The organism is Magnetospirillum moscoviense (assembly GCF_001650635.1).
Lineage (GTDB): Bacteria > Pseudomonadota > Alphaproteobacteria > Rhodospirillales > Magnetospirillaceae > Magnetospirillum > Magnetospirillum moscoviense.
On record NZ_LWQU01000158.1, the window covers coordinates 1 to 24,001 of the forward strand.

The following is a 24,001-nucleotide window of genomic DNA, read 5'->3' on the forward strand; positions in this document are numbered from 1 at the left end:
GCCTTCCAATTGGGCCGGAATTTTGCCATTCTGCCGTCAATCAGGGGCGTATGGACCGCCCATATGGGGAATGTCGGGTAAAATCAAATCGTGGTGCCAGAAGTATCCATACCATACGAAGTGTTGCGTGTAGCCCGTTCGGCCACGCATGGTTGATATGCACCATCCCGATGTGGCGCTTACCATCTGGTGCGTCACCATCGGTCAGCACGAAAATTCCATACCTCGGGTCAGGATATGATTCCGACGCGATTTGGCGTGCATGTGCCATATGTGGATCGTAGTCATCGGCGCCGCTGTCCAAATCGGCCAATTGGCTCGACCACTCTGCGTCCAATTCGGCGAAGAGCTGATTTGCGAGCGTTGCTCTGATGAGCTTGCGGGTCAACTGAACTCTCCTATCTGCGCGCGGCGTGTCAATGCCATAGTTGTGCGGGGAAGACAATAAGAGATTCTATCTTGGCGCAGCACCCGTTGCAATTGAACAGTTTGGTGCCGTCACTCCACATTGCTGTAGAACAGGAAGGGGCCGATCTCGGCCATGGGGAAGCGTCCCCGCGTCCAGGGCGGCAGCTCGGTCTGGCGGTGCCAGTGGGTGGCGCCGCCGGTCGGATAAAATACTAGAAAAGGTTTTGCCTTCACGCCAGCCAAACTTGATCGCAGCCTGGCGGCGCCACCATGGCGCATACCCATGGCCGTCATGGCTTGTCGCGGCAACCGTGCCACCTTACATTGACTTGATTCCAGCAAGGCAATCTGGGGGCAAGCGATGCGTCTGACCGTCAACGGCGTCACCCATCAGGTCGAGGCCGCCGCCGACACCCCGCTTTTGTGGGTGCTGCGCGACCATCTGGGCCTGACCGGCACCAAATATGGCTGCGGCGCCGCCCAATGCGGCGCCTGCCTGATCCAGTTGGACGGCAAGCCGGCCATGGCCTGCGCCACCCCGCTCAGTGCCGCCGAGGGCCGCGCCATCACCACCATCGAAGGCATTTCCGGCCGGGTCGCCCAGGCGGTCACCGCCGCCTGGACCGAACTGGACGTTCCGCAATGCGGCTATTGCCAAAGCGGTCAGGTGATGGCGGCGATGACGCTGCTGACCGACAATCCCAAGCCGACCGATGCCCAGATCGACGATGCGCTGTCGGGCCATCTGTGCCGCTGCGCCACCTATCAGCGCATCCGCGCCGGCATCCATGCCGCCGCCCGTAAGCTGGGAGCCTGAGCCATGAACCGCCAGTTGCCCCTCTCGCGCCGCTCGTTCCTGCTGACGGTGGGCGCCGCGGGCGCCGGCCTGACCCTGGGCTTCAAGGCCCAGGCCGCCGACCCGGCCCAGCCCCCCTCGCCGTTCCAGGCCTATCTGCGCATCAGCCCCGACAGTACGGTGACCATCTTGTCGGCCCACATGGATATGGGCCAGGGCATCTATTCCGGCATCGCGCTTTTGGTGGCCGAGGAATTGGATCTGGACCCCGCCGCCATCGCCGTCGAGGGCGCCTGGGGCAATCCCAAACTGTACGGCAACCTGGCCTGGGGCGGCGTGGCGCAAGGCACCGGCGGCTCGACGGCGATGAAATCGTCGTTCCAACGCTATCGGATGGCCGGTGCCGCGGCGCGCGCCATGCTGGTCGAGGCGGCCTCGCAAGCCTGGCGGGTGTCGCCCCATCTGGTCCGGGTGGAACACGGCATGGTCATCGGCCCCAAGGGCCGCAAGGCGTCGATCGGTCCCTTCGCCGAGGCGGCGGCCGCCCAGCCGGTCCCGGCCGAGCCGCGCCTGAAATCCCCGACCGAATGGCGCCTGATCGGCAAGGAAGGTTTCCGCCGGCTCGATTCGGCGGCCAAATCCACCGGCCGCCAGATCTATACCGCCGATCTGCGCCTGCCCGGCATGCTGACCGCCGTGCTGGCCCGGCCGCCGCTGTTCGGGGCGACGGTGAAATCCTTCGACGCCACCGCCGCCAAGAAGGTCCCCGGCGTGGTCGAGGTGGCGACCACCTCGCGCGGCGTGGCGGTGATCGCCACCGACACCTGGACCGCCATCAAGGGCCGCCAGGCGCTGAGCGTCGAGTGGGACCAGACCCACGCCGAAACCCGTGGATCGGCCCAATTGTGGGCCGAATATCGCCGCCTGGCCGGCGAAAGCACGCCAGCGCCCATCGCCGCCAGCCGCGGCAATCCCGACCAGGCCCTGAAACGGGCGGTGGCCCGCATCGACGCCACCTATGAATTTCCCTATCTGGCCCATGCGGCGATGGAGCCGCTGAACGCGGTGGCGGCCCGCACCGGCGACATGATCGAGGTGTGGGGCGGCCATCAGATGCCCGACCTTTACCGCGCCCTGGCGGCCAAGGCGGCGGGAGTCGCCCCGGAATCGGTGCGCCTGCACGTGATGATGACCGGCGGCGGCTTCGGCCGGCGCGCGGTGGCCGACGGCGACGTGGTGGTGGAGGCGGTGGAATGCGCCAAGGCCATCGGCTGGCGCGCTCCGGTCAAGGTCCAGTGGACCCGCGAGGACGACATGACCGGCGGCCGCTATCGCCCGATGATGCTGCACAAGGTCGCGGCCGGCATCGGGTTGGACGGCCAGCCGCTGGGCTGGCGCCACCGCATCGTCGGCCAATCGATCGGCGCCGGCACGCCGTTCGAGAAGATGCTGGTCCATGACGGCGTCGATCACACCTCGGTCGAGGGGGTGTCGGATTCGCCCTATGCGCCGGCCGACTTCCATTGCGACCTGATCTCGCCCAAGGTCGGCGTTCCGGTCTTGTGGTGGCGCTCGGTTGGCCACACCCACACCGCCTTCGTCACCGAGACCCTGATCGACGAGATGGCCGTCCTGGCCGGCAAGGACCCGCTGGCCTATCGCCGCGCCCTGCTGGCCGCCCATCCGCGCCATCTGGCGGTGCTTGACCTGGTGGCCGCCAAGGCCGGCTGGGGCGAAAAGCTTCCGCCCGGCCGCTTCCGCGGATTGGCGGTGCACCAATCCTTCGGCTCGGTGGTGGCCCAGGTCGCCGAGATCGTCCTTGATGGCAAGGGCGGCTTCAAGGTGATCCGCGTCGTCTGCGCCGTCGATTGCGGCCTGGCGGTCCAGCCCGACCAGATCAGAGCCCAGATGGAAGGCGGCATCGGCTTCGGGCTGGGCGCGGCCCTCAATGGCCGCATCACCCTGACCGACGGCCGGGTCGACCAGACCAATTTCAATGGCTACGAAGTGCTGCGGCTCGACGAGATGCCCGTCATCGAGGTGCACATCGTGCCGTCGGCGGCGCCGCCGACCGGCGTCGGCGAACCGGGCGTGCCGCCGATCGCCCCGGCGGTGGCCAACGCCCTGGCGGCGGCGACCGGCAAGCGCACGCGGACATTGCCGCTGCGCAGCTGACGCCCCCTACTCCACCGTCACGCTTTTGGCCAGGTTGCGCGGCTGATCGACGTCGGTGCCCTTGGCGACGGCGACGTGGTAGGCCAGCAATTGCACCGGCACCGCATACAGGATCGGTGCCACGAACGGATCGACGCTGGGCAAGGTGAAGGCGGCCAGCGGCTTGTTGACCAGGCGGGCCTGGCCTTCCTTGTCCGACAGGAACACCACCCGCGCGCCGCGTGCGATCACTTCCTGAACGTTCGACGCCGTCTTGTCGTAAAGCTCGTCGCTCGGGCACACCACGATCACCGGCACATGGTCGTCGATCAGCGCGATCGGGCCGTGCTTCAACTCGCCCGAGGCATAGCCCTCGGCGTGGATATAGCTGATTTCCTTCAGCTTCAACGCCCCTTCCAGGGCGATGGGATAACCGGTGCCGCGGCCCAGATACAAAACGTCGCGGGCCTGGGCGATGTCCTCGGCGACGCGGCGGATGCCGTCGTCGGCCCGCAAGATCTCGGAAATGCAGGCCGGCACCTCGGCCAGGGCCTGCGACAGGCGGGCTTCCTCGGTGGCCGGCAAGCGGCCGTTGGCCCGGCCCAGCGCGATGGCGACGCAGGCCAGCACCGTCAGCTGGCAGGTGAAGGCCTTGGTCGAGGCGACGCCGATTTCCGGGCCGGCCTGGGTCAGCAGCGCCGCATGGGCCGTGCGCGCGATGGTGCTTTCGGCGACGTTGACCAGGGCGATGGTGTTCATGCCCCGATCCAGGCACCAGCGCAGCGCCGCCAAGGTGTCGGCGGTCTCGCCCGATTGCGAGATGAAGATGGCCAGGTCGCCCTTGGCCACCACCGGCTGGCGATAGCGGAATTCCGACGCGATATCGACCTCGACCGCCACCTTGGCCAGACGCTCGATCCAGTATTTGGCGACCAGCCCGGCGTAATAGGACGTGCCGCAGGCGACGATGGTGACGCGGTTGACCGACCCCAGATCGAACGGCAGATCCATCAAGGTGATGGTGCGCGACGCCGGATTCAGCATGGTGTTCAGGGTATCGCCCACCACCTGCGGCTGCTCGAAGATTTCCTTCAGCATGAAGTGGCGGTGCTCGCCCTTGCCGATCATCGCCCCCGAGAACTGGGTCAGGCGGACCTGGCGCTCGACCGGATTGCCGGCGCGGTCGCGCACCTGGACGCCATCGGCGGTCAGCACCGCCCAGTCGCCATCCTCGAGATAGGAAATCTTCTGGGTCAGGGGCGCCAGGGCCAGCGCGTCCGAGCCCAGGAACATCTCGCCGGCGCCATAGCCGATGGCCAGCGGGCTGCCTTCGCGGGCGCAGATCAGCAGATCGTCGCGGCCGGCGAACAAAATCCCCAGGGCAAAGGCGCCGTGCAGGCGCTTCAAGGCGGCGGCGACCGCGTCCTCGGGGGCCAGGCCGGCGGCCAGGTGGAAATCGATCAATTGGGCCACGACTTCGGTGTCGGTGTCGCTTTCGAACACCTGGCCGGCCTTGGTCAGCTCGGCCTTCAGCTCGGCGTAATTCTCGATGATGCCGTTATGGACCACGGCGACGCGCGAGGTGGCGTGCGGATGGGCGTTCTTCTCGTTGGGCACGCCGTGGGTGGCCCAGCGGGTGTGGCCGATGCCGATGGTGCCGGACAGCGGCTGGCTTTCCAGCAGGCGCTCCAGATTGACCAGCTTGCCCTCGGCGCGGCGGCGCCGGATTTCGCCATCGACCAGGGTGGCGATGCCGGCCGAATCATAGCCGCGATATTCCAGACGCCGCAAACCCTCGACCAGAAGAGGCGCGACGGCGCCCTTTCCGATCATGCCGACGATGCCGCACATGGTGCATTCCCTTCAAGCCTAGGATTTGGCCTTCTCGGCCTTCTTGCGTTCACGGAAGCGGTCGGCCCAGCCGGCCAGTTCCATCTGGTTGCCGCGTGCCACCGCCAGCGCGCCGGGCGTGACGTCGCGGGTCACCACCGAGCCGGCCCCGACGATGGCGCCGTCGCCGACGGTGATCGGTGCCACCAAGGAAGAGTTCGAGCCGATGAAGGCGCCGGCGCCGATGTCGGTGAAGCTTTTGTCGAAACCGTCGTAATTGCAGGTGATGGTGCCCGCGCCGACATTGGCGCCGGCGCCGACCCGGGCGTCGCCGATATAGGCCAGGTGGTTGACCTTGGCGCCCTTCTCGACCTTGGCCTTCTTGACCTCGACGAAATTGCCGATATGGGCGTCGTCCTCGATCTCGGCGCCGGGGCGCAGGCGGGCGAACGGGCCGATCTCGACGCCGTCGCCGATGGTGCAGCCTTCGAAATGGCAGAAGCCCTTGATGGTGACGCCGTCGCCGACCTGGACCTTCTTGCCGAACACCACGTTGGGCCATACCACGACATCGCGGCCCAGCTTGGTATCCCACGAGAACCACACCGTATCCGGCTCGATCAGGGTGGCGCCGTTATCCATGGCGACCAGACGCAGGCGGCGCTGGACGATGGCCTCGGCCCCGGCCAGCTCGACGCGCGAATTGACGCCCAGCAACTCCTCGGGCTCGCCCAGCACGAACGAGCACGACGCCCCGTCGCCGCGAGCCAGCGCCACCACGTCGGTCAAATAATATTCGCCCTTGGCATTGTCGTTGGACAGCCGTTCGACCAGGCGCCACAGGCGCCGGCCGTCGATGGCCATGACGCCGGAATTGCACAGCGGGATGGCCCGCTGTTCCGCGTTGCCGTCCTTCCACTCGATGATGGCCTTCAAGCCCTCGGCACCGACCACCAGGCGGCCGTAATGGCCGGGATCGGCCGGCTTGAAGCCCAGCACCACCACCGCCGGCTGCTTGGGGCCGCGCCGTTCGGCCAGCATGCGCTTCAATGTGTCGCGGGTGATCAACGGGGTGTCGCCGAACACCACCAGCACGTCGCCGTCGAATTCGCCCAAGGCGGCCTTGGCCTGCGCCACGGCGTGGCCGGTGCCCAGACGGTCGGACTGCACCGCCGTGGTCAACGGCGCCACTTCCTCGGCGACGCAATCCATGCCGGGGCCGACCACCACCACCACCTTTTCGGGCGACAGGCCCTGCACCGTCTCGATCAGGTGCCGGATCATCGGGCGCCCGGCCAAGGGATGCATGACCTTCGGCAGGTCGGACTTCATGCGGGTGCCCTGGCCGGCGGCGAGCACTATGACGGCGAGACGATGGCTGGACATACGGACTCTACCTGTTGCGGGTCAGGGCGAAAGGTGCCACAAAGGACCGTTGGGAGCCAGTCAATCTTTATTGCGGAAGGTTTCAATGAATCGGGCGAAGCGGGCAGTTATCTTCGATCTTGACGGCACCTTGATCCATTCCCTTCCGGATTTGACCATCGCGGTCAACAAGACTCTGGCCATGGCCGGGCTGGCGCCGCTGACCGACGCCGATGTCGGACCGATGGTGGGCGACGGCGCCGCGACCCTGGTGACCCGCGCCTTCGACGCCCGGGGCGGCCTGCCCGACGGCAATGTCGATCTGTGGCTGGAACGCTTCCTGGCCCATTACGAGCCCCATGCCGCCGATCTGACCAAGCCGTGGGACGGCGTGGTCGAGACGCTGGAGAAGCTGAAGGCCAAGGGGATCGCGCTGGCGGTGTGCACCAACAAGCCGACCAAGGCCACCCACGATATCTTGAGCGTGCTGGGCATCGACCACTTCTTCGCCGTGGTGGTCGGCGGCGACGACGCCCCGGCCCTGAAGCCCAACCCGGCCCATGTCGAGGCGGTGCTGACCCGCCTCAGGATCGGCGCCGACGAGGCGGTGATGGTCGGCGATTCGGTCAACGACGTGCTGGCCGCCAAGGGCGCCGGCCTGCCGGTGGTGGTGGTCAGCTTCGGCTATTCGAAAAGCCCGGTGGCGGAGCTGGGCGCCAGCTACGTGATCGACGATTTCCGCGACCTTTACGATGCCGTCGTCGGCCGTCAGTAGCGCCGGACCAGCCTTGCCGCCAAGAACACGATAACCGCCGCCACCACCACCGACGGGCCGGCCGGGCTATCGAAGTGCCAGCTGGCGGCCAGACCCGAACCGACCGCCACGGTCCCGACCAGTGCTGCGAAGGCGGCCATCTGCTCGGGCGTGCGCGACAGGCCGCGCGCGGTCGCGGCCGGGATCACCAGAAGTGCTGTGACCAGCAGCACGCCGACCACCTTCATCGCCACCGCCACCACCAGCGCCACCAGCACCATCAGCGCCATTCGTGCGCGCTCGACCGCATGGCCCTCGATCTTGGCCAGGTCGGGATCGATAGTGGCGGCCAGCAGCGGCCGCCATATCAGGGCCAGCGCCGCCAGCATCAGCGCGCCGCCGCCCCAGATCAGGCCGACATCGCCCCAGGTCACCGCCAGGATGTCGCCCAACAGCCAGCCCATCAGATCGACCCGCACGGTTTCGACCTGCGACAACGCCACCAGCCCCGCGGCCAGCGCCCCATGCGAGACGATGCCCAAGATGGTGTCCGAACCCAGCTTTTCCTGGCGCTGGGCCACCGCCAGCAAGAGGGCCGCCGCGACGGCGACGATGGCGATGCCGAACAGGGCCGAGGTCCCCAGCAGCAGGCTGGCGACCACGCCCAGCAAAGCCGCATGGGCCAGGGTGTCGCCGAAATAGGCCATGCGCCGCCACACCACGAAACAGCCGAACGGGGCCGCCACCAGGGCCAGACCGATGCCGGCGGCCAGCGCCTTGATCAGGAACTCATCCATGATGGCAATCCGGGCCATGCTGATGCCCGACCGAGCCGTCGGGCAGATGCTGGTGATCGTGGACATGGGTATAGACCGCCAGACTGGCGGCGACGCCCGGCCCGAACAGGGCCAGATATTCCGGGTGGCGGCTGACCGTCTCGGGGGGGCCGGCGCAGCAGACATGGCGGTTCAGGCACACCACCTCGTCGGTGGCGGCCATCACCACGTGCAGATCATGGCTGACCATCAGCACGGCGCAGGCGCCGGTCCGGGCCAGGGCAGCGATCAGATCGTAAAGCTCGGCCTGGCCGGCCATATCGACCCCGGCCACCGGCTCGTCCAACACCATAAGATTGGGCCGGCGCAACAGGGCGCGGGCCAGCAAGACCCGCTGCAGCTCGCCGCCCGACAGGTCGCGCACCTGGCGGCCCAGGACATGGCCGGCCGACACCTGTTCCAGCGCCCGGCCCCATTGGGAAGCATCGGAATCGGGCGCCGCCATGGCCAGGAAGCGGCGCACCGACAGCGGCAAGGCCGGATCGATGGCCAGGCGCTGCGGCACATAGCCGACGATGGCGCCGGCCCGACGGCTGACCGTGCCGGAATCGGGCTTGACCAGCCCCAGCGCGACCCGCACCAGGGTCGATTTGCCGGCGCCGTTGGGGCCGACGATGGTGACGATGCGGCCGGGCTCGACCGCCAGCGACACCCCCGACAGCACCGGATGGCCACCCAGCGCCAGCGACACCTTGTCCAGGCGGACCAGCGCGCTCATGGGCTGGCCCCGCCCCGGCAGCCCGGGCACAAGCCGTGCGCCTCGACGGTCAGGCTGTCGACCTGAAAGCCCAGGGCGGCGGCTTCTTGTTCGATGGCGCGGGTGGTGGCGGCCTCGGCCAGCTCGGCCACGGCCCCGCACTGGCGGCACAGCAGGAACAGCCCGGCATGGGGCTGGCCGGGATGGGAACAGCCGACATAGGCGTTCTGGGTCTCGATGCGATGGATCAGCCCGTGCGCCAGCAGGAAATCCAGCGCGCGATAGATTGTCGGCGGCGCGGCGCCGCGCCCCAATTGCTCCAGCAGCGCATAGGCCCCGACCGGGGCGTGGCTGGTCCAGATCAATTCCAGCACCCGGCGGCGGATGTCGGTCAGGCGGGCGCCACGACGGCGGCACTCGGCCTCGGCGGCACCAAGCGCACTGGCCACGCAGGACCGGTGGTCATGGTCGTTGGAGGGAAAGGACATCGGGCTTGCCGTCATCAATTGTTATATTATAACGTTACATCCATCGCCCATCCTCGCACGAAAGCCCGCCCATGTCCAAGCACGTCATCGCCGTCTTGCTGTTGTGCCTGGGCACCCAGGTCCTCGCCGCCGAGCTGAAGGTGGCGGCCTCGATCCAGCCGCTGCATTCGCTGACGGCGGCGGTGATGGCCGGCGCCGGCCAGCCGGCGCAGGTGGTCAACGGCCTGGCCAGCGAGCACGCCTATGCCTTGAAGCCGTCGGACGCCCGTCTGGTTCAGGCGGCCGACCTGGTGGTGCTGGTTTCGCCTGCCTACGAGACCTTCCTGGCCAAGCCGCTGGCGGCGGCCAGGGCGGATGTCCTGGCTTTGGCCCAGTTGCCCGGCATCACCCGGCTGGACCAGCGCGAAGGCGGTGCTTGGGAAGCCCACGCCGCCGACCACGACCACGGGCATTCCGACCGGGACGAAACCGACTTCCACCTGTGGCTGGACCCGGCCAACGCCAAGCTGCTGGTCGCCGCCCTGGCCGACAAGCTGGCGGCCAAGGACCCAAGCCGCGCCGCCCTTTACCGGGCCAACGCCCAGGCCACCTTGGCCCGGCTGGACGCGCTGGACGGCGAATTGTTCGCCAGGCTGGCCCCGGTCAAGGCCCGCCCCTATGTGGTGTTCCACGACGCCTATCAATATTTCGAGGCGCGCTATGGCCTGAACCCGGTCGGGGCCGTCACCATCGACCCCGACCGGCCGCCCTCGGCCAAGCGCATGGCGACCTTGCGCGACCGCATCAAGAGTTCCGGCACCGCGTGCGTGTTCCGCGAGCCGCAATTCCCCTCGCCGCTGGCCGCCAGCCTGGCCCAGGCCGCCGGCGCCCGCCTGGGCGTGCTGGACCCGCAAGGGGCCGACCTGGCGCCCGGACCCGACCTTTATTTCACCATGATGCGGCGTTTGGCCGAATCGCTGTCCTCGTGTCTTTCGGGCGGCTGAGGGATCATCTATAGGATTAAGCGTCCCCAACCGGAGCTCGCCATGACCGATGCCGCCGCCGCCCTTGCCGCCATCTCCTTCAACGCCGACGGGCTGGTCCCGGCCATCGCCCAGCAATTCGACACCGGCGAGGTGCTGATGATGGCGTGGATGAACCGCGAGGCGGTGGCCGAGACCCTGGCCACCGGCCGGGTGTGCTATTGGTCGCGCTCGCGCAAGGGTCTGTGGCGCAAGGGCGAGACCTCGGGCCAGCAGCAGCGCCTGAAGGAATTTTTGATTGATTGCGACGGCGACACCATCTTGGTGAAAGTGGACCAGGACGGCGTCGCCTGCCACACCGGCCGGCGCACCTGCTTCTACACCGCCGCCCGGCCGGAAGGCCTGACCGAGGTGGCCCCGGTCCTGGTCTCGCCAGAGGAGCTTTACAAGAAATGACCACCCTTCCGGTGACCGTGCTGACCGGCTTTCTGGGCAGCGGCAAGACCACGCTTTTGAACCATCTGCTGGGCCAGCCCGGCCTGGCCGACACTGCCGTCCTGGTCAACGAGTTCGGCGAGATCGGCATCGATCAGCTGCTGGTCCGCCATGTCGCGGAAGATATCGTGCTGCTCAATTCCGGCTGCCTGTGCTGCACGGTGCGGGGCGACATGGTCAATGCCTTGCGCGAGCTGTTCCTGAAACGGGTCAAGGGCGAGATCCCCGAATTCGCCCGCGTCATCATCGAGACCACCGGCCTGGCCGACCCCGCCCCGATCATCCACACCCTGATGACCGATCCCTTGCTGTCGAGCCGCTATCGGCTGGACGGCATCGTCTCGACCGTCGATGCGGTCAACGGGTCGGCGACGCTGGACAACCACCCGGAAGCGGTCAAGCAGGCGGCGGTGGCCGACCGCATCGTCATCACCAAGACCGACATCGCCAAGCCCGAACAAACCGCCCGCCTGCGCGAGCGTCTGGCCCGGCTGAACCCGGCGGCGGTCACCATCGAGGCCATCGACGGCAAGCTGGACCCGGCGGCCATCCTGGATGCCGGCCTGTTCAACGATCGCGACAAAATTCCCGACGTGCGGCGCTGGATGAACGAGGAATCGTTCCGCGACCACCACGACCACCATCATCACCACCACGACGTCAACCGCCACGACGACCGCGTCCAGGCCTTCGTCTTCACCCGCCAGGCGCCAGTCAGCTGGCCCGGCCTGGCCTTCGCGCTGGAATTGCTGATCGCCAACCGGGGCGAGAACCTGCTGCGCATCAAGGGCGTGGTCAACGTGCTGGGATCCGACAAGCCGATGGCCATCCATGGCGTGCAGCACGTCTTCCACCCGCCGGCCGCCCTGCCCGGCTGGCCCGACGACGACCACCGCACCCGCATCGTCTTCATCACCCGCGACCTCGACCGCAAGGTGATCGACGACATGCTGGCCGGCGTGCTGGGTCTGGCCGACGAAAAGGGGATCTGACCCCGATGGAACTGCCCGCCGAATTGCTGCAAACTCTGAGGGCCCATTTCGGCGAGCGCTTGTCGCAGGCCGCCTCGGTGCGCCAGCAGCACGGCAAGGACGAATCGCACTTTTCCGCCTTCCCGCCCGACGCGGTGCTGTTCGCCCGATCGACCGCCGATGTCGCCTTCGCCGTCAAGGAATGCGCCCGTTTCGGCGTGCCGGTCATCGCGTTTGGCACCGGCACCTCGCTGGAAGGCCATATCGCGGCGATCAAGGGCGGCGTGACCATCGATCTCGCGGGGATGAACGCCATCCTGGCCGTTCGCCCCGAGGATCTGGACGTCACAATCCAGCCCGGCGTCACCCGCAAGCAACTGAACGAACATCTTCGTGACCAGGGCCTGTTCTTCCCCATCGATCCCGGCGCCGACGCCAGCCTGGGCGGCATGGCGGCGACCCGGGCGTCGGGCACCAACGCGGTGCGCTACGGCACCATGAAGGACAACGTGCTGGGGCTGGAGGTCGTGCTGGCCGACGGAAGCGTCATCCGCACCGGCGGGCGGGCCCGCAAATCCTCGGCCGGCTATGATCTGACCCGACTGATGGTCGGCTCGGAAGGCACGCTGGGCATCATCACCGAACTGACGCTGAAGCTGCACGGCGTGCCCGAGGCGATCTCGGCCGCCACCTGCCCGTTCCCATCGGTCGAGGCGGCCATCGACACGGTGATCCTGACCATCCAGTCGGGCATCCCGATCGCCCGCGTCGAGTTCCTGGACCAGACCATGATCGCGGCGGTCAACACCTATTCAAAGACCGACCACCAGATCGCCCCCACCTTGTTCTTCGAGTTCCACGGCAGTCCCGCCAGCGTCGCCGAACAGGCCGAGCGGGTCGCTTCTATCGCCGCCGAATTCGGAGCCAGCGGCTTCCAATGGGCCACCACCACCGAGGAGCGCACCCGCCTGTGGGCGGCCCGCCATACCGCCTATTGGGCGGCGCTGGCGCTGCGGCCGGGCGCCAAGGCCTGGACCACCGACGCCTGCGTGCCGATCTCGGCCCTGGCCCGCTGCCTGTTGGAAACCAAGGCCGACCTGGACCGGTCGGGCCTGATCTCGGCCCTGGTCGGCCATGTCGGCGACGGCAATTTCCACGCCCTGGTGCTGGTCGATCCCGGCAATCCGGCCGAGGTCGCCTTGGCCGAACGGCTGAACCAAGGCATCGTCGCCCGCGCCCTGGCCCTGGGCGGCACCTGCACCGGCGAACACGGAATCGGCATGGGGAAGAAGGATTTCCTGGCGGCCGAGGCCGGCGGCGCCCTGTCGGTGATGCGGGCCATCAAGCAGGCGCTGGACCCCGACGGCATCCTGAATCCCGGGAAGATTATCAAGGACTAACACTTTCCTGAGCTCCTTCATCAGACTACACTTCTTTCTGTGCGGAATTTGGACCGCCACGGGACGACCGCGCTGCAATGCAAAAAGAACAGCCGGCGGGATGGGAGACAGGGCAAATGATGGGACTGTTGAAGCGCGGTGGTATTACCTCGAGACTGTGGCTATTGGTCGCGGCGCCGCTGGCCGGTCTGGCCGCGGTCTTCATCTACGACGCCGTTCAATTGAAAAGTGAACTGTTCGCCGCCCGCGAGACCAAGTTGCGCCATGTGGTCGAGGCCAGCATGGGGGTGTTGCAGCGCTTCGCCCAAGAGGCCAAGGAAGGCCGCATGAGCGAGGACGAGGCCAAGGCCCAGGCCATGGCCACCATCCGCGCCATGCGCTACGAGACGGTCGAATATCTGTGGATCAACGACCTGGAACAGCCGGTCCCGCGCATGGTCATGCACCCGACCGTGCCGGCCTTGAACGGCAAGCCGCTGACCGACCAGCGCTTCGACAAGGCCACCAGCCGCCGGGCCGGCACCGACGGTCCGACCCGGCCCTTGGCCAACGCCAACCTGTTCGTCGCCTTCAACGACGTGGTGCGCGAGGCCGGACACGGCTTCGTCACCTATGACTGGCCGAAGCCCAAGCAGGGCGGCGGCGTCACCGAAGAACTGTTTCCCAAGCTGTCCTATATCAAGCATTTCGAGCCGTGGGCCTGGGTGCTGGGCTCGGGCATCTATGTCGATGACGTCGACACCCTCTATCGGGCCGAACTGCGCAGCCGCATGCTGCTGTTCCTGTTGATCCTGCTGGCGGTCGGCGGCTTCGGCTATGTCCTGTCGCGCTCGATCGGCAAAGGCTTTCGCGACCTGGCCCACGACATGGACGTCATCGACGGCACCGGCGACGTCGATGCGCTGCGTCTGAAGCCCGATCGCGCCGACGAATTCGGCCACGCCGCCAAGATGATGCAGACCATGGCGGAAAACCGCCGCCAGATGCAGGCGATGAGCGCCGAACGCCAGCGCATGCGCGAGCAGACCGAGCAGGAACGCATCAACATGCAGCACGAGGTGCTGCGCTCGCTGGTCCAGTCGGCAATGCTGGGCAACGAGGCGATGATCAGCCTGGCCCGCATGAAGCGCGAGATCGACCTGTCGGCCACCCAGATCAACGGCATGGCCGGCTCGGTCGAACAGATGCGCGAGGCGATCACGGCGATTTCCTCGGAAAGCTCGGTGGCGGCCTCGGACGCCGACGGCGCCGGCGATGCGGCCAATTCGGGCCTGGGCGCATCGGGCGAGGCGCTGAACGCCTTCCAGAAGATCGTCGAATCGGTCGATCAGGCCGGCTCCAAGGTCAAGGGCCTGGCCGAGGCGTCGCTGGAAATCGGCAAGATCGTCACCGACATCGAGGCGGTGGCCGGCCAGACCAACCTTCTGGCCTTGAACGCTACGATTGAAGCCGCCCGCGCCGGCGAAGCCGGCAAAGGCTTCGCGGTGGTGGCGGGCGAGGTCAAGAACCTGGCCAACCAGACCAGCCGCGCCACCGAGGATATCCGCCGCCGCATCGAAGGATTGCAGGGCGAGATCCAGTCGATCGTCGGCGCCATGTCGGCCAGCGTCGCCGTGGTCGATGCCGGCCAGGCCATGGTCGCCGACCTGGGCGGCAAGCTGCAGGAAATCGCCGGCCAGGTCGGTTCGGTGCGCACCCACATGAACGACATCGCCGACGTGCTGGAAAGCCAAAGCGGCGTCGCCGGCGAGTTGGCCCACGGCACCCACCATGTCGCCACCCTGTCTCGCTCCAACAACGACCAGTTGGAAGGCGTGCTGCAGTCGATGAGCGCGATGATCGAGCAGTTGAACGCCCAGGTCGGCACCTATGCCGGATTGGGATCGGCCAAGCTGCTGGTCGAGGTGGCCAAGAACGACCACATCACCTTCAAGCGCCGCATCCTGGACGGCATCGTCGGCCGCATCAAGCTTACCGCCGACGAGGTGCCCGACCACCATAATTGCCGCCTGGGCAAGTGGTACGACGCGCTGTCCGACCAGGCGCTCAGGGCCGACCCGGCCTATCAGGCCATCGTCAACCCGCACCAGGCGGTGCACCAGCACGCCAAGCAGGCCCTGACCCATGCGGCGGCCGGCGACATCGAGGCGGCCTTCGCCAGCCTGGAAGACATGAACCAGGCCTCGAAGTCGATCATCGCCATGCTCGACGCCCTGGGCGCTCGCCTGCTGGAGCTGGAAAAGGCCGGATGATAGCGGCCACCGCGTCACCGGACCCGTCTGTTCGGTCTGCCGGTATCAAGCGGCCACTGCGGCCGCGGCCTAGGGCGCGGATGCGCCCGCCCGGCGAGGGCGCACAGAAAGGCATGCCAACCGTTCCGTTGAAGGAACGGCTGGCATGAGTCGCAGTCTGACGCCGGAATTGCTGCTCAGGGCCTATGCCATGGGGGTCTTCCCCATGGCCAAGGCCCGCGAGGACCGGCGGGTGTACTGGGTCGATCCCGACGAACGCGGCATCCTGCCGCTGCCCGACTTCCACGTGCCGCGCTCGTTGAAGAAGGTCCTGCGCAAGGCGCCGTTCGACATCCGGATCGACACCGCCTTCCAGGCGGTGATGGAAGGCTGCGCCGAATCCAAGCCCGGGCGCGACAAGACCTGGATCAACGATGAAATCCTGGCGCAGTTCTGCCTGCTGCACCATCTGGGCTTGGCCCATTCGGTGGAATGCTGGCAGGGCGGCGAACTGGTCGGCGGCTTGTACGGCCTGGCCCTGGGCGCCGCCTTCTTCGGGGAAAGCATGTTCAGTCGGACCACCGACGCCTCGAAGGTGGCGCTGGTCGATCTGGTGGCGCGGCTGAAGCAGGGCGGTTACGTGTTGCTGGATACCCAGTTCATCACCGACCATCTGGCCCGGTTCGGCGCCGTCGAAATCCCGCGTGAGGATTATCTGGCGATGTTGGCCGCTGCCGTGTCGATGCCGGCGCAATTTTCCCGTGAACCGGTCGATTGGCGCCTGGCGGCGGATTCGCTCACCGACTGAGCCCGGCCGCGAACGGTTCCCAGCCGCGCACCAGATCGGCCAGGACCGCATAGCCACCGGCGCGGGGATGGGCGCCGTCATCGGCCGCCACCTCGTCCATCCATGCAAAGGACGCCGCCAGATCGTCGAACACCGCCAGATAGGGCACGCCGATCCCACCGCACAGACCGGCCAGCGCCGCCGACAGAAGGGCGATGCGGGAATTGGTGTCGGCACAGGCGATCGGCGGCGGCCCGACCATCAGGGTCGGCCACAGCGCCCGGCATTCCATCAAGATCGCCTGCGCGTTGGCCATCGCCTGATCGGGCGCCACACGCGGCCCGCAATCGGCCCAGCTGCAATCATTGACCCCGAACGAGAAGACCACCCGGCCGTCGATTCCCGCCGGCAGGCGCAGGGCGCATTCGCCCCGCCAGCGGGCGCGGATGTCGGCACTGGTGTCGCGGCGGATGCCCAGATTGTAAAGGGTGAAATCATTGACCTCGGCGCGCAGGTCCCGGCAGGCCCGGCCGACCCAGCCCAGGCCGTCGGGATCGTTGGTTCCGTTGACGAAGCTGTCGCCTACGAAACACAACCGCATCACGCCCTACCGCGCCTTGCGGCAGTCAAGGACCCAGACGTCGTAGACGGCGTGCTCCATCGCCGAAAGCGCCGGGCTGGAGGCGAACATCCAGCCGCGAAACAGGCTTTGCGCCGGCAGGCCGGGCTTCAGTTCCCAGATGTCCAGGAAGGCTGCGCTTTCGGGGTTTTCCTCGGGCCGACGCTTGCGGCAGGCATGGGCGATGATTTCCAGGCCGCCGACCCGGACCGGCTGGCCCACCGGCGCCTCGATGGTGACGACGCGGGCGGTGATCTTGTCCAGGCCGCCCAGGATGGCGACGTCCAGCTTCAGGTCCGGCACCGCCGGAACCTGGGCCGCCGCCAGCGACGGCAGCGCCATCAGGCCGAGCAGAAGGACAAGAACGCGGATCATTGCTGGCTGGCGGGCGCCGCCGGAGCGGGAGCCGCGGGCGCCGGATTGTCGGCGGTGGCCAGGAAGATCAGCTCGCCGACCATTTCCTCGATCGACTTGAAATCCTTGGTCTTGGCGATGCGGCCGCCCTCGGGGATGCGGTCCTTGGCGCGGCCGGGAATCAGCTTGACGAACTTGCCGCCCAGCAACCCTTCCGTCGCGATGGTCGCCACCGTATCGGCCGGCAGGCGTACATCGGGCGAAATCGACAATTTGACCACGGCGTTGAAGGTGACCTTGTCCAGTTCGTAATCGGCGACGGTGCCGACCTTGACGCCGTTGATGCGGATGTCCGACCCCTTGTCCAGGCCGCCGACGCTGGAGAACTGGGCGGTGATCTCGTAGCCGGTCACTTCCTTCAGGTCGGCGTGGGTGTAGGCGAAGACCAGGAAGAACGCGGCCACCACCAGCACCACGGCCCCCATGATGGTCTCGATGAGATTGCGCCCCATGTTGGTCCCCTTAGGTGCTTAGTTGGAGATGGACGGCAGCGGCCGGTCCAGATAGCCACGCTTGGCCCGGCCCTGCTGGATGATCATTTCCATCAGGTCCTCGATGACCATCGAATCCTGGGTGAACGGGATTTCCTGACCGCTGGCGAGGACGCTTTCCTCGGCGCCCGGCTGCAGCACCACGAACTTCGAGCCCAACAGGCCGTCGGTGTGAATCGCCGCCGCGGTGTCGCTGGGCAATTGCACGTCGGAACGGATGCGCAGGCTGGTCACCGCGCGGAAATCCGGGGCCAGGCTCAAGGCCGCCACCTTGCCGACCGGCAGGCCCGACAAACGGACCGGGCTGCCGACGGCGATGCCGTCCAGCCGGCTGAACCGCGCCGTCACCAGATAGCCGTCGGAATCGTCGGATTCACCCGGCGTCTTTTGGGTGAGGTAAACGACGGCCAGGGCCAGCGCGGAAACGGCCACCACCAGCGCGCCGGTGACGATGTCGCGATTGCCGCCCTTGGTGACCATGGCCTTGTCCCCCGCCCTGCCCTAGGGCTGCCAGGCTTCGTAATCGCCGGCGGCGCGTTCGCGCCGGCCGCCCATCAGATCGTGCCCCGGCGGCAGATAGGCGGCCTGGGTGCCGGTGGCGTTCCCCTCGTGCGCCTTTTGCCATTCGCGGCGCGGCGCGGCGGTCAGCGGCGCGTCCGAGGTGTAATGCAGCCAGGCGTGCCATTCCGGCGGCACCATCGAGCCTTCGACCGGGCCGTTATAGATCACCCAGCGCTTGACGCGGGCGCCCTTGGCGGCCGAGCGCGCCTGATAATAGCGGTTGCCGAACGAATCGGTGCCCACCAGCTTGCCGTTGGCCCACGTGAACAGCAATGTGCCCAAGCTAATCATACCATTGTCCCCGTTCTTGCTTCCGGGTTGGAAATCATCGGGGCGGACTATGGCAAATGCGCCCCGACGCGTCCAGAGGATCGTGCCCCCACCCGCATCATCTTGTGGCCAATCCATAAAAAATGCCGAGATTCCGCCAAAAATGCCGGATTCATTGTGACTACATAATGTGTCTAGCAGCCATGATTTCGTCAAAATCTTGTTGAACCGGCACGGCGATTGTCATAGCCTGCGTCTCGGTCGGGGGCTGACCACAATATCTTGTGGAGAGTGCGGCGCGAGGGGAAATCCGGAACCCCTTGTGTCCTGCGCCCAAGCTTCCCGCGGCCAGACCAGACAGGCACAGCAAGAACAGAGGGGAGACCATGCGCGTCCAGCGTCATTTCACCAAGGCCGGGGCCTCCGCTTACGCGGCCCTCGAATTCCGCAAGGCCACCAGCGAGATCCGTAATCCGGACGGATCGGTGGTCTTCCAGGCCAAGGATATCGACGTTCCCGCCGCCTGGTCGCAGGTGGCCTGTGACGTGCTGGCGCAAAAATACTTCCGCAAGGCCGGCGTTCCCGCCCGCCTGAAGCGCGTGGCCGAAAAGGGCGTGCCCGAGTGGCTGCAGCGCCACGAGCCCGACCAGGCCGCCCTGGAATCCCTGCCCGAAAAAGAACGCACCAGCGGCGAGACCAGCGCCCAGCAGGTGTTCGACCGCCTGGCCGGCACCTGGACCTATTGGGGCTGGAAGGGCGGCTATTTCGACAAGGAAGAAGACGCCCAAGCCTTCCGCGACGAGATGGCCTTCATGCTGGCCAGCCAGATGGGCGCGCCCAACTCGCCGCAATGGTTCAACACCGGCCTGCATTGGGCCTATGGCATCGACGGCCCCGGCCAGGGCCACTATTACGTCGATTTCAAGACCGGCAAGATGGTGCGGTCGAAGTCGTCCTATGAACATCCGCAGCCCCATGCCTGCTTCATCCAGTCGATCAACGACGATCTGGTCAATGAGGGCGGCATCATGGATCTGTGGGTGCGCGAGGCCCGCCTGTTCAAGTACGGCTCGGGCACCGGCACCAACTTCTCGGCGCTGCGCGGCGAAGGCGAGCGCCTGTCGGGCGGCGGCAAGTCGAGCGGCCTGATGAGCTTCCTGAAGATCGGCGACCGCGCCGCCGGCGCCATCAAGTCGGGCGGCACCACGCGCCGCGCCGCCAAGATGGTGGTGGTCGATGTCGATCATCCCGACATCGAGAACTTCATCAATTGGAAGGTGGTCGAGGAGCAGAAGGTCGCCGCCTTGGTGTCCGGCTCGAAGCTGGCCGCCAAGAATCTGGGCGAGGTCATGGCCGCCTGCCGCGAATGGGACGGCGACGCGGGGTCCGATGCCCGCTTCGACCCCAAGGAAAACAAGCGCCTGAAGAAGGCGATCATCGCCGCCCGCGCCGCCATGCTGCCGGAATCGGCGATCCAGCGGGTCATCCAGTTCGCCCGCCAGGGTTACGAGAGCATGGAATTCCCGGTGTTCAACACCGACTGGGATTCCGAGGCCTATCTGACCGTCTCGGGCCAGAATTCCAACAACACCGTGCGCGTCACCGACGATTTCCTGAACGCGGTGATCGAGGATGCCGACTGGGTGCTGAAGCACCGCACCTCGGGCAAGGTCAAGAAGGTGCTGAAGGCCCGCGACCTGTGGGAAACCATCGGCGAGGCCGCCTGGGCCTGCGCCGATCCGGGCATCCAGTTCGACACCACCATCAATGACTGGCACACCTGCCCGGAATCGGGGCGCATCAACGCCTCGAACCCGTGCTCGGAATACATGTTCCTGGACGACACCGCCTGCAATCTGGCGTCCCTGAACCTGATGTGCTTCCGCACGGCCGGCGGCACCTTCGACATCGAGGGCTTCCGCCACGCCTGCCGACTGTGGACCATGGTGCTGGAAATCTCGGTGCTGATGGCCCAGTTCCCGTCCGAGAAGATCGCCCAGCTGTCCTATGAATTCCGCACCCTGGGCCTGGGCTATGCCAATGTCGGCGGCCTGTTGATGGCCGACGGCATCCCCTATGACAGCGATCACGGCCGCGCCCTGATCGGGGCGATCACCGCCCTGATGACCGGCGAATCCTATCTGACCTCGGCCGAGATGGCCGGCGAGCAAGGCGCCTTCCCCGGCTACGCCCCCAACCGCGAGGCGATGCTGAAGGTCATCCGCAACCATCGCCGCGCCGCCTATGGCCTGACCTCGGGCTATGAGGGTCTGTCGATCGCTCCGGTGCCGCTGGACGCCGACAATTGCCCCGACGCGGCCATTGTCGCCGCCGCCCGCCTGACCTGGGACAACGCCCTGGCCCTGGGCGAGAAGAACGGTTACCGCAACGCCCAATCGACCGTGGTCGCCCCCACCGGCACCATCGGCCTGGTGATGGATTGCGACACCACCGGCATCGAGCCCGACTTCGCCCTGGTCAAGTTCAAGAAGCTGGCCGGCGGCGGCTATTTCAAGATCATCAACCGCATGGTGCCCGAGGCCCTGCGCACCCTGGGCTATAACGAGGCCGACATCGCCGAGATCATCCGCTATGCGGTCGGCCACGGCACGCTGCGCGATGCGCCGGGCATCAACCACGAGCGTCTGAAGGCCAAGGGCTTCGACGACGCGGCGCTGGAACGGGTCGAGCAGTCGCTGGAAAGCGCCTTCGACATCCGCTTCGTCTTCAACAAGTACACGTTGGGCGAGGAATTCTGCACCACGACCTTGGGCATCGATCGCGCCAAGCTGGACGATATCGGCTTCGACATGCTGGCCCATCTGGGCTTCTCGCGGGACGAGGCCGACGCCGCCAACATCTACTGCACCGGCACGATGACCCTTGAGGGCGCGCCCTTCCTGAAGGCCGAGCACTTGGCCGTCTTCGACTGCGCCAGCCCGTGCGGCAAGATCGGCAAGCGGTTCCTGTCGCCGGAAAGCCATATCCGCATGATGGCCGCCGCCCAGCCCTTCATCTCGGGCGCCATCTCGAAGACCATCAACATGCCCAACGCCGCCACCGTGGCCGAGTGCAAGGACGCCTATATGATGTCCTGGCGCCTGGGTCTGAAGGCCAACGCGCTGTACCGCGACGGCTCGAAGCTCAGCCAGCCGCTGCAGGCCGCCCTGCTGGACGATGCCGGCGAACTGGAAGAGGCCATCGCCGCCCAGCCGCTGGCGGCACGGGCCGAAATCGTCGCCGAGCGGGTGGTCGAGCGCATCATCGCCGCCGCCCGGCGCAAGCTGCCCGACCGCCGCAAGGGCTATACCCAGAAGGCGATGGTCGGCGGCCACAAGGTGTACTTGCGCACCGGCGAATATGAAGACGGCAAGCTGGGCGAGATCTTCATCGACATGCACAAGGAAGGCGCCGCCTTCCGGGCCATGATGAACAATTTCGCCATCGCCATCTCGATCGGCCTGCAATACGGCGTGCCGCTGGAGGAATTCGTCGAGGCCTTCACCTTCACCCGGTTCGAGCCGTCGGGCATGGTGGAAGGCAACGACACCATCAAGATGTCGACCTCGATCCTGGACTACATCTTCCGCGAACTGGCGATTTCGTACCTGTCGCGCAATGACCTGGCCCATGTCGAGCCGGCCGACCTGACGCCTGACACGGTGGGTCGCGGCGACGCCGCCGAAAGCCAGTTCGACGACGTCAACCCGCTGGGTGCGGTGGTCGAGCGTGTGGCCTCGAAGGGCTATGTGCGCTCGAAGTTCCTGGTGGTGACCGGGGGCATGGGCGGCAATGGCGGCGCCACCGCCGCCTCGCTGTCGGCCGACATCGCCGGCGCGACGCTGGGGGTGGCCCAGACCACCGCCCTGGCCCTGTCGGTGGACGCCGAGACCGCCATCCAGGAGTTCGACGCCCGCGCCGAGCAGATCCGCCGGGCCCGCATGAAGGGCTATGAGGGCGACGCCTGCCCCGAATGCGGCAATTTCACGCTGGTTCGGAACGGCACCTGCCTGAAGTGCGACACCTGCGGGGGTACGACCGGCTGCTCGTAATGAGCGCGGTTTTTTGAGGGACCGGGTCTTCCTCTCTTGGGTCCCTCAATGCAACGGGCCGGCTCTCATCCGAGGGCCGGCCCGCGTTGTTTTTATAGTCGGGCTGCCGCCCGAACCCGCCTGGAGCGATGCTCCAGACCTCATTTTATTTTTTTAGTTTTTGGATCGCGTCAGAGCCTTCAGGGAATAAAAATGGAAGAAAATGACATCAATGCGCCGAGATGACGTTGGGATCGAGCCAGTTGTGTGCACTGTCACCGGAACCCCCTGTCACCGGAACCCCACTGTCACCGGAACCCGTCACCGGAACCCCGTGACCGGCAGGTCATGGCACTCAAGGGCCGCCGCAGGCGTTCTCGACGAACGACGGGTGTCGTGGGGTAGAGCGGCCAGACGCAGCGCAGGGGCCAGTCGGCCGGGCCTGACCAGTCAATTTGGACCGCCTCTGCCACCAAAGGCAACCGAGCTACCAGTGCATAACGCATCCTTAATAGACCTTGGATATAATATCCATTGGAAGGGCGGCCCTTGCTGGACGGGATGTGTCTATGGAGAAACGGCTTTCCCCGGAAGAAGCAGATGTCATCTTCCAGGAAATTATTCGGAAGTTGCCGTCGGTCAGCACCCCCGCAAAGTTAGAGGAGCTATCTCTTCTTGCTCTTGCGATGATGCTTCGCAGAACATCGTCCAAAGATCTGCGTGATGAACTTTCCCAGCAAATTCGGGAGATTGTTTCATCTGTAACCCCCGGCCATTCGCCCGAGGCCGTGCGAAATGCAATGCGCCTTGCGGTGAGAGGCTGCATCAAGGTGCTGCAGGTTGCCAAAGAGCGACGGCAGCCTCGCGATACCCATCTTGATACAGAAAAAAGGTTAGCCAGTGTCGCGGAGCAGGGCCATCAAACTTCGTCTGGAACGGCGGCCAAGTTCACCGACAAACCGATCATTGCGGGAGCCATCGCCGTTGCCGCTCTTATTGTTCTGGTCGGGGCCTACCTGGGTTGGAGCCGTAAGACCGATGACGGCTATGATCCGAATGAGACGACAAAGTTCGTAGAGCAGATCATACAGGCTGCACATGGTGAAGCCCCAGCTACCCATATGTTTGGCGGCCCAATGGAGGTGTCGACCATGAACGGCGTTCCGGTGGTAACCGCCAGAGGCGTTCCGCGCCGAGTATGCGCTGCGTCGGGGATGCGGCTGGTAAAAAAAGGACTGCTCAGCATCAACGGTGACACGCCGACCCGGATCTCATCGGCCATTATCACCGAGCTTTGCAACAAGGATGAGGGAGACGCCACGATAATGTGGGCGGCTACAAAGTAGAAGCCGAATCCCGAATCGTTCCCCTGAGGACTCTGCTACAACATCGCTATTGGCCAAGCCCCTTTGGGCATTGGTCCGCGTCTGCGCCCGCATGC

The 24,001-nt window shown here is 66.3% G+C and carries 22 protein-coding genes; 11 read left to right on the forward strand and 11 right to left on the reverse strand.

The annotated features are described in order from the left end of the window. Nucleotides 1-498: 498 nt before the first annotated feature. The gene (locus tag A6A05_RS14360) at nt 499-702 is read right to left on the reverse strand and encodes a hypothetical protein (RefSeq protein WP_068502635.1); all 204 of its coding nucleotides are present in this window, start codon (nt 700-702) and stop codon (nt 499-501) included. 67 nt (nt 703-769) lie between these two features. Between A6A05_RS14360 and A6A05_RS14365 the strand changes: the two genes are divergently transcribed. Then, the gene (locus A6A05_RS14365) at nt 770-1,225 is read left to right on the forward strand and encodes a (2Fe-2S)-binding protein (protein WP_068502638.1); all 456 of its coding nucleotides are present in this window, start codon (nt 770-772) and stop codon (nt 1,223-1,225) included. Between the two features lie 3 nt (nt 1,226-1,228). Continuing rightward, complete coding sequence (locus A6A05_RS14370) at nt 1,229-3,379, forward strand: xanthine dehydrogenase family protein molybdopterin-binding subunit (RefSeq protein ID WP_068502641.1); 2,151 nt, start codon at nt 1,229-1,231, stop codon at nt 3,377-3,379. A 6-nt stretch (nt 3,380-3,385) separates the two neighbouring features. On the opposite strand, the gene glmS is transcribed toward A6A05_RS14370, so the two are convergent. Together glmS and glmU are read right to left on the reverse strand one after the other, a co-directional pair. Further along, a complete protein-coding gene (gene glmS / locus A6A05_RS14375; RefSeq protein ID WP_068502644.1) occupies nt 3,386-5,209 on the reverse strand; it encodes a glutamine--fructose-6-phosphate transaminase (isomerizing) in 1,824 nt (607 codons plus the stop codon). An 18-nt stretch (nt 5,210-5,227) separates the two neighbouring features. Then, nucleotides 5,228-6,574, reverse strand: coding sequence for a bifunctional UDP-N-acetylglucosamine diphosphorylase/glucosamine-1-phosphate N-acetyltransferase GlmU (gene glmU, locus A6A05_RS14380; RefSeq protein WP_068502647.1), 1,347 nt, complete (start codon nt 6,572-6,574; stop codon nt 5,228-5,230). 85 nt (nt 6,575-6,659) lie between these two features. Here glmU and gph point away from each other — a divergent pair, with 85 nt between their 5' ends. Then, on the forward strand, nt 6,660-7,328 hold the full coding sequence (gph, locus tag A6A05_RS14385; RefSeq protein WP_068502650.1) for a phosphoglycolate phosphatase: 669 nt from the start codon (nt 6,660-6,662) through the stop codon (nt 7,326-7,328). Here gph and A6A05_RS14390 read toward each other — a convergent pair. Genes A6A05_RS14390 through A6A05_RS14400 form a run of 3 tightly spaced genes read right to left on the reverse strand, consistent with a single transcriptional unit; the run spans nt 7,322 to nt 9,328 of the window. Further along, nucleotides 7,322-8,104 (reverse strand): iron chelate uptake ABC transporter family permease subunit, encoded by a 783-nt coding sequence (locus tag A6A05_RS14390; protein ID WP_156521074.1) that lies wholly within the window; start codon nt 8,102-8,104, stop codon nt 7,322-7,324. The genes gph and A6A05_RS14390 overlap by 7 nt on opposite strands. After that, nucleotides 8,097-8,861, reverse strand: a complete 765-nt coding sequence (znuC, locus tag A6A05_RS14395) for a zinc ABC transporter ATP-binding protein ZnuC (protein ID WP_068502690.1) — start codon at nt 8,859-8,861, stop codon at nt 8,097-8,099. Before znuC ends, A6A05_RS14390 begins: the two co-directional genes overlap by 8 nt. Continuing rightward, complete coding sequence (locus A6A05_RS14400) at nt 8,858-9,328, reverse strand: Fur family transcriptional regulator (protein ID WP_216635810.1); 471 nt, start codon at nt 9,326-9,328, stop codon at nt 8,858-8,860. The genes znuC and A6A05_RS14400 overlap by 4 nt, the downstream gene beginning before the upstream one ends. Nucleotides 9,329-9,399: 71 nt before the next feature. On the opposite strand from A6A05_RS14400, the gene A6A05_RS14405 reads away from it, so the two are divergent. The 6 genes from A6A05_RS14405 to aat all read left to right on the forward strand — a co-directional run bounded on the left by A6A05_RS14405 (nt 9,400) and on the right by aat (nt 16,195). Further along, on the forward strand, nt 9,400-10,311 hold the full coding sequence (locus tag A6A05_RS14405; protein WP_068502657.1) for a zinc ABC transporter substrate-binding protein: 912 nt from the start codon (nt 9,400-9,402) through the stop codon (nt 10,309-10,311). Nucleotides 10,312-10,353: 42 nt separating this feature from the next. Continuing rightward, nucleotides 10,354-10,746, forward strand: coding sequence for a phosphoribosyl-AMP cyclohydrolase (gene hisI / locus A6A05_RS14410; protein ID WP_068502661.1), 393 nt, complete (start codon nt 10,354-10,356; stop codon nt 10,744-10,746). After that, complete coding sequence (locus tag A6A05_RS14415; protein ID WP_068502663.1) at nt 10,743-11,777, forward strand: CobW family GTP-binding protein; 1,035 nt, start codon at nt 10,743-10,745, stop codon at nt 11,775-11,777. Before hisI ends, A6A05_RS14415 begins: the two co-directional genes overlap by 4 nt. A 5-nt stretch (nt 11,778-11,782) precedes the next feature. After that, nucleotides 11,783-13,156, forward strand: a complete 1,374-nt coding sequence (locus A6A05_RS14420; RefSeq protein ID WP_068502666.1) for an FAD-binding oxidoreductase — start codon at nt 11,783-11,785, stop codon at nt 13,154-13,156. A gap of 116 nt (nt 13,157-13,272) precedes the next feature. Then, nucleotides 13,273-15,408 (forward strand): methyl-accepting chemotaxis protein, encoded by a 2,136-nt coding sequence (locus tag A6A05_RS14425; RefSeq protein ID WP_156521073.1) that lies wholly within the window; start codon nt 13,273-13,275, stop codon nt 15,406-15,408. 145 nt (nt 15,409-15,553) lie between these two features. Continuing rightward, nucleotides 15,554-16,195, forward strand: a complete 642-nt coding sequence (gene aat / locus A6A05_RS14430) for a leucyl/phenylalanyl-tRNA--protein transferase (RefSeq protein ID WP_068502669.1) — start codon at nt 15,554-15,556, stop codon at nt 16,193-16,195. Here aat and A6A05_RS14435 read toward each other — a convergent pair. The 5 genes from A6A05_RS14435 to A6A05_RS14455 are packed head-to-tail and all read right to left on the reverse strand — an operon-like array spanning nt 16,185 to nt 18,550. Then, the gene (locus A6A05_RS14435; protein WP_068502671.1) at nt 16,185-16,775 is read right to left on the reverse strand and encodes a GDSL-type esterase/lipase family protein; all 591 of its coding nucleotides are present in this window, start codon (nt 16,773-16,775) and stop codon (nt 16,185-16,187) included. The genes aat and A6A05_RS14435 overlap by 11 nt on opposite strands. Nucleotides 16,776-16,781: 6 nt before the next feature. Further along, nucleotides 16,782-17,168: a DUF2155 domain-containing protein gene (locus A6A05_RS14440; RefSeq protein WP_082910987.1), complete on the reverse strand. Its 387-nt coding sequence runs from the start codon at nt 17,166-17,168 to the stop codon at nt 16,782-16,784. Then, nucleotides 17,165-17,659 carry an outer membrane lipid asymmetry maintenance protein MlaD gene (gene mlaD, locus A6A05_RS14445; protein WP_068502677.1) on the reverse strand — a complete coding sequence of 165 codons (495 nt, stop codon included), beginning with the start codon at nt 17,657-17,659 and terminating at the stop codon, nt 17,165-17,167. Before mlaD ends, A6A05_RS14440 begins: the two co-directional genes overlap by 4 nt. 18 nt (nt 17,660-17,677) lie before the next feature. Then, nucleotides 17,678-18,178, reverse strand: coding sequence for an MlaD family protein (locus A6A05_RS14450; RefSeq protein ID WP_068502680.1), 501 nt, complete (start codon nt 18,176-18,178; stop codon nt 17,678-17,680). Between the two features lie 21 nt (nt 18,179-18,199). Next, nucleotides 18,200-18,550 (reverse strand): NADH:ubiquinone oxidoreductase subunit NDUFA12, encoded by a 351-nt coding sequence (locus tag A6A05_RS14455; protein ID WP_068502683.1) that lies wholly within the window; start codon nt 18,548-18,550, stop codon nt 18,200-18,202. Between the two features lie 365 nt (nt 18,551-18,915). Between A6A05_RS14455 and A6A05_RS14460 the strand changes: the two genes are divergently transcribed. Beyond that, complete coding sequence (locus A6A05_RS14460) at nt 18,916-22,581, forward strand: vitamin B12-dependent ribonucleotide reductase (RefSeq protein ID WP_068502685.1); 3,666 nt, start codon at nt 18,916-18,918, stop codon at nt 22,579-22,581. Nucleotides 22,582-23,129: 548 nt separating this feature from the next. Then, nucleotides 23,130-23,906, forward strand: coding sequence for a hypothetical protein (locus A6A05_RS14465; protein ID WP_068502688.1), 777 nt, complete (start codon nt 23,130-23,132; stop codon nt 23,904-23,906). Nucleotides 23,907-24,001: the final 95 nt, after the last annotated feature.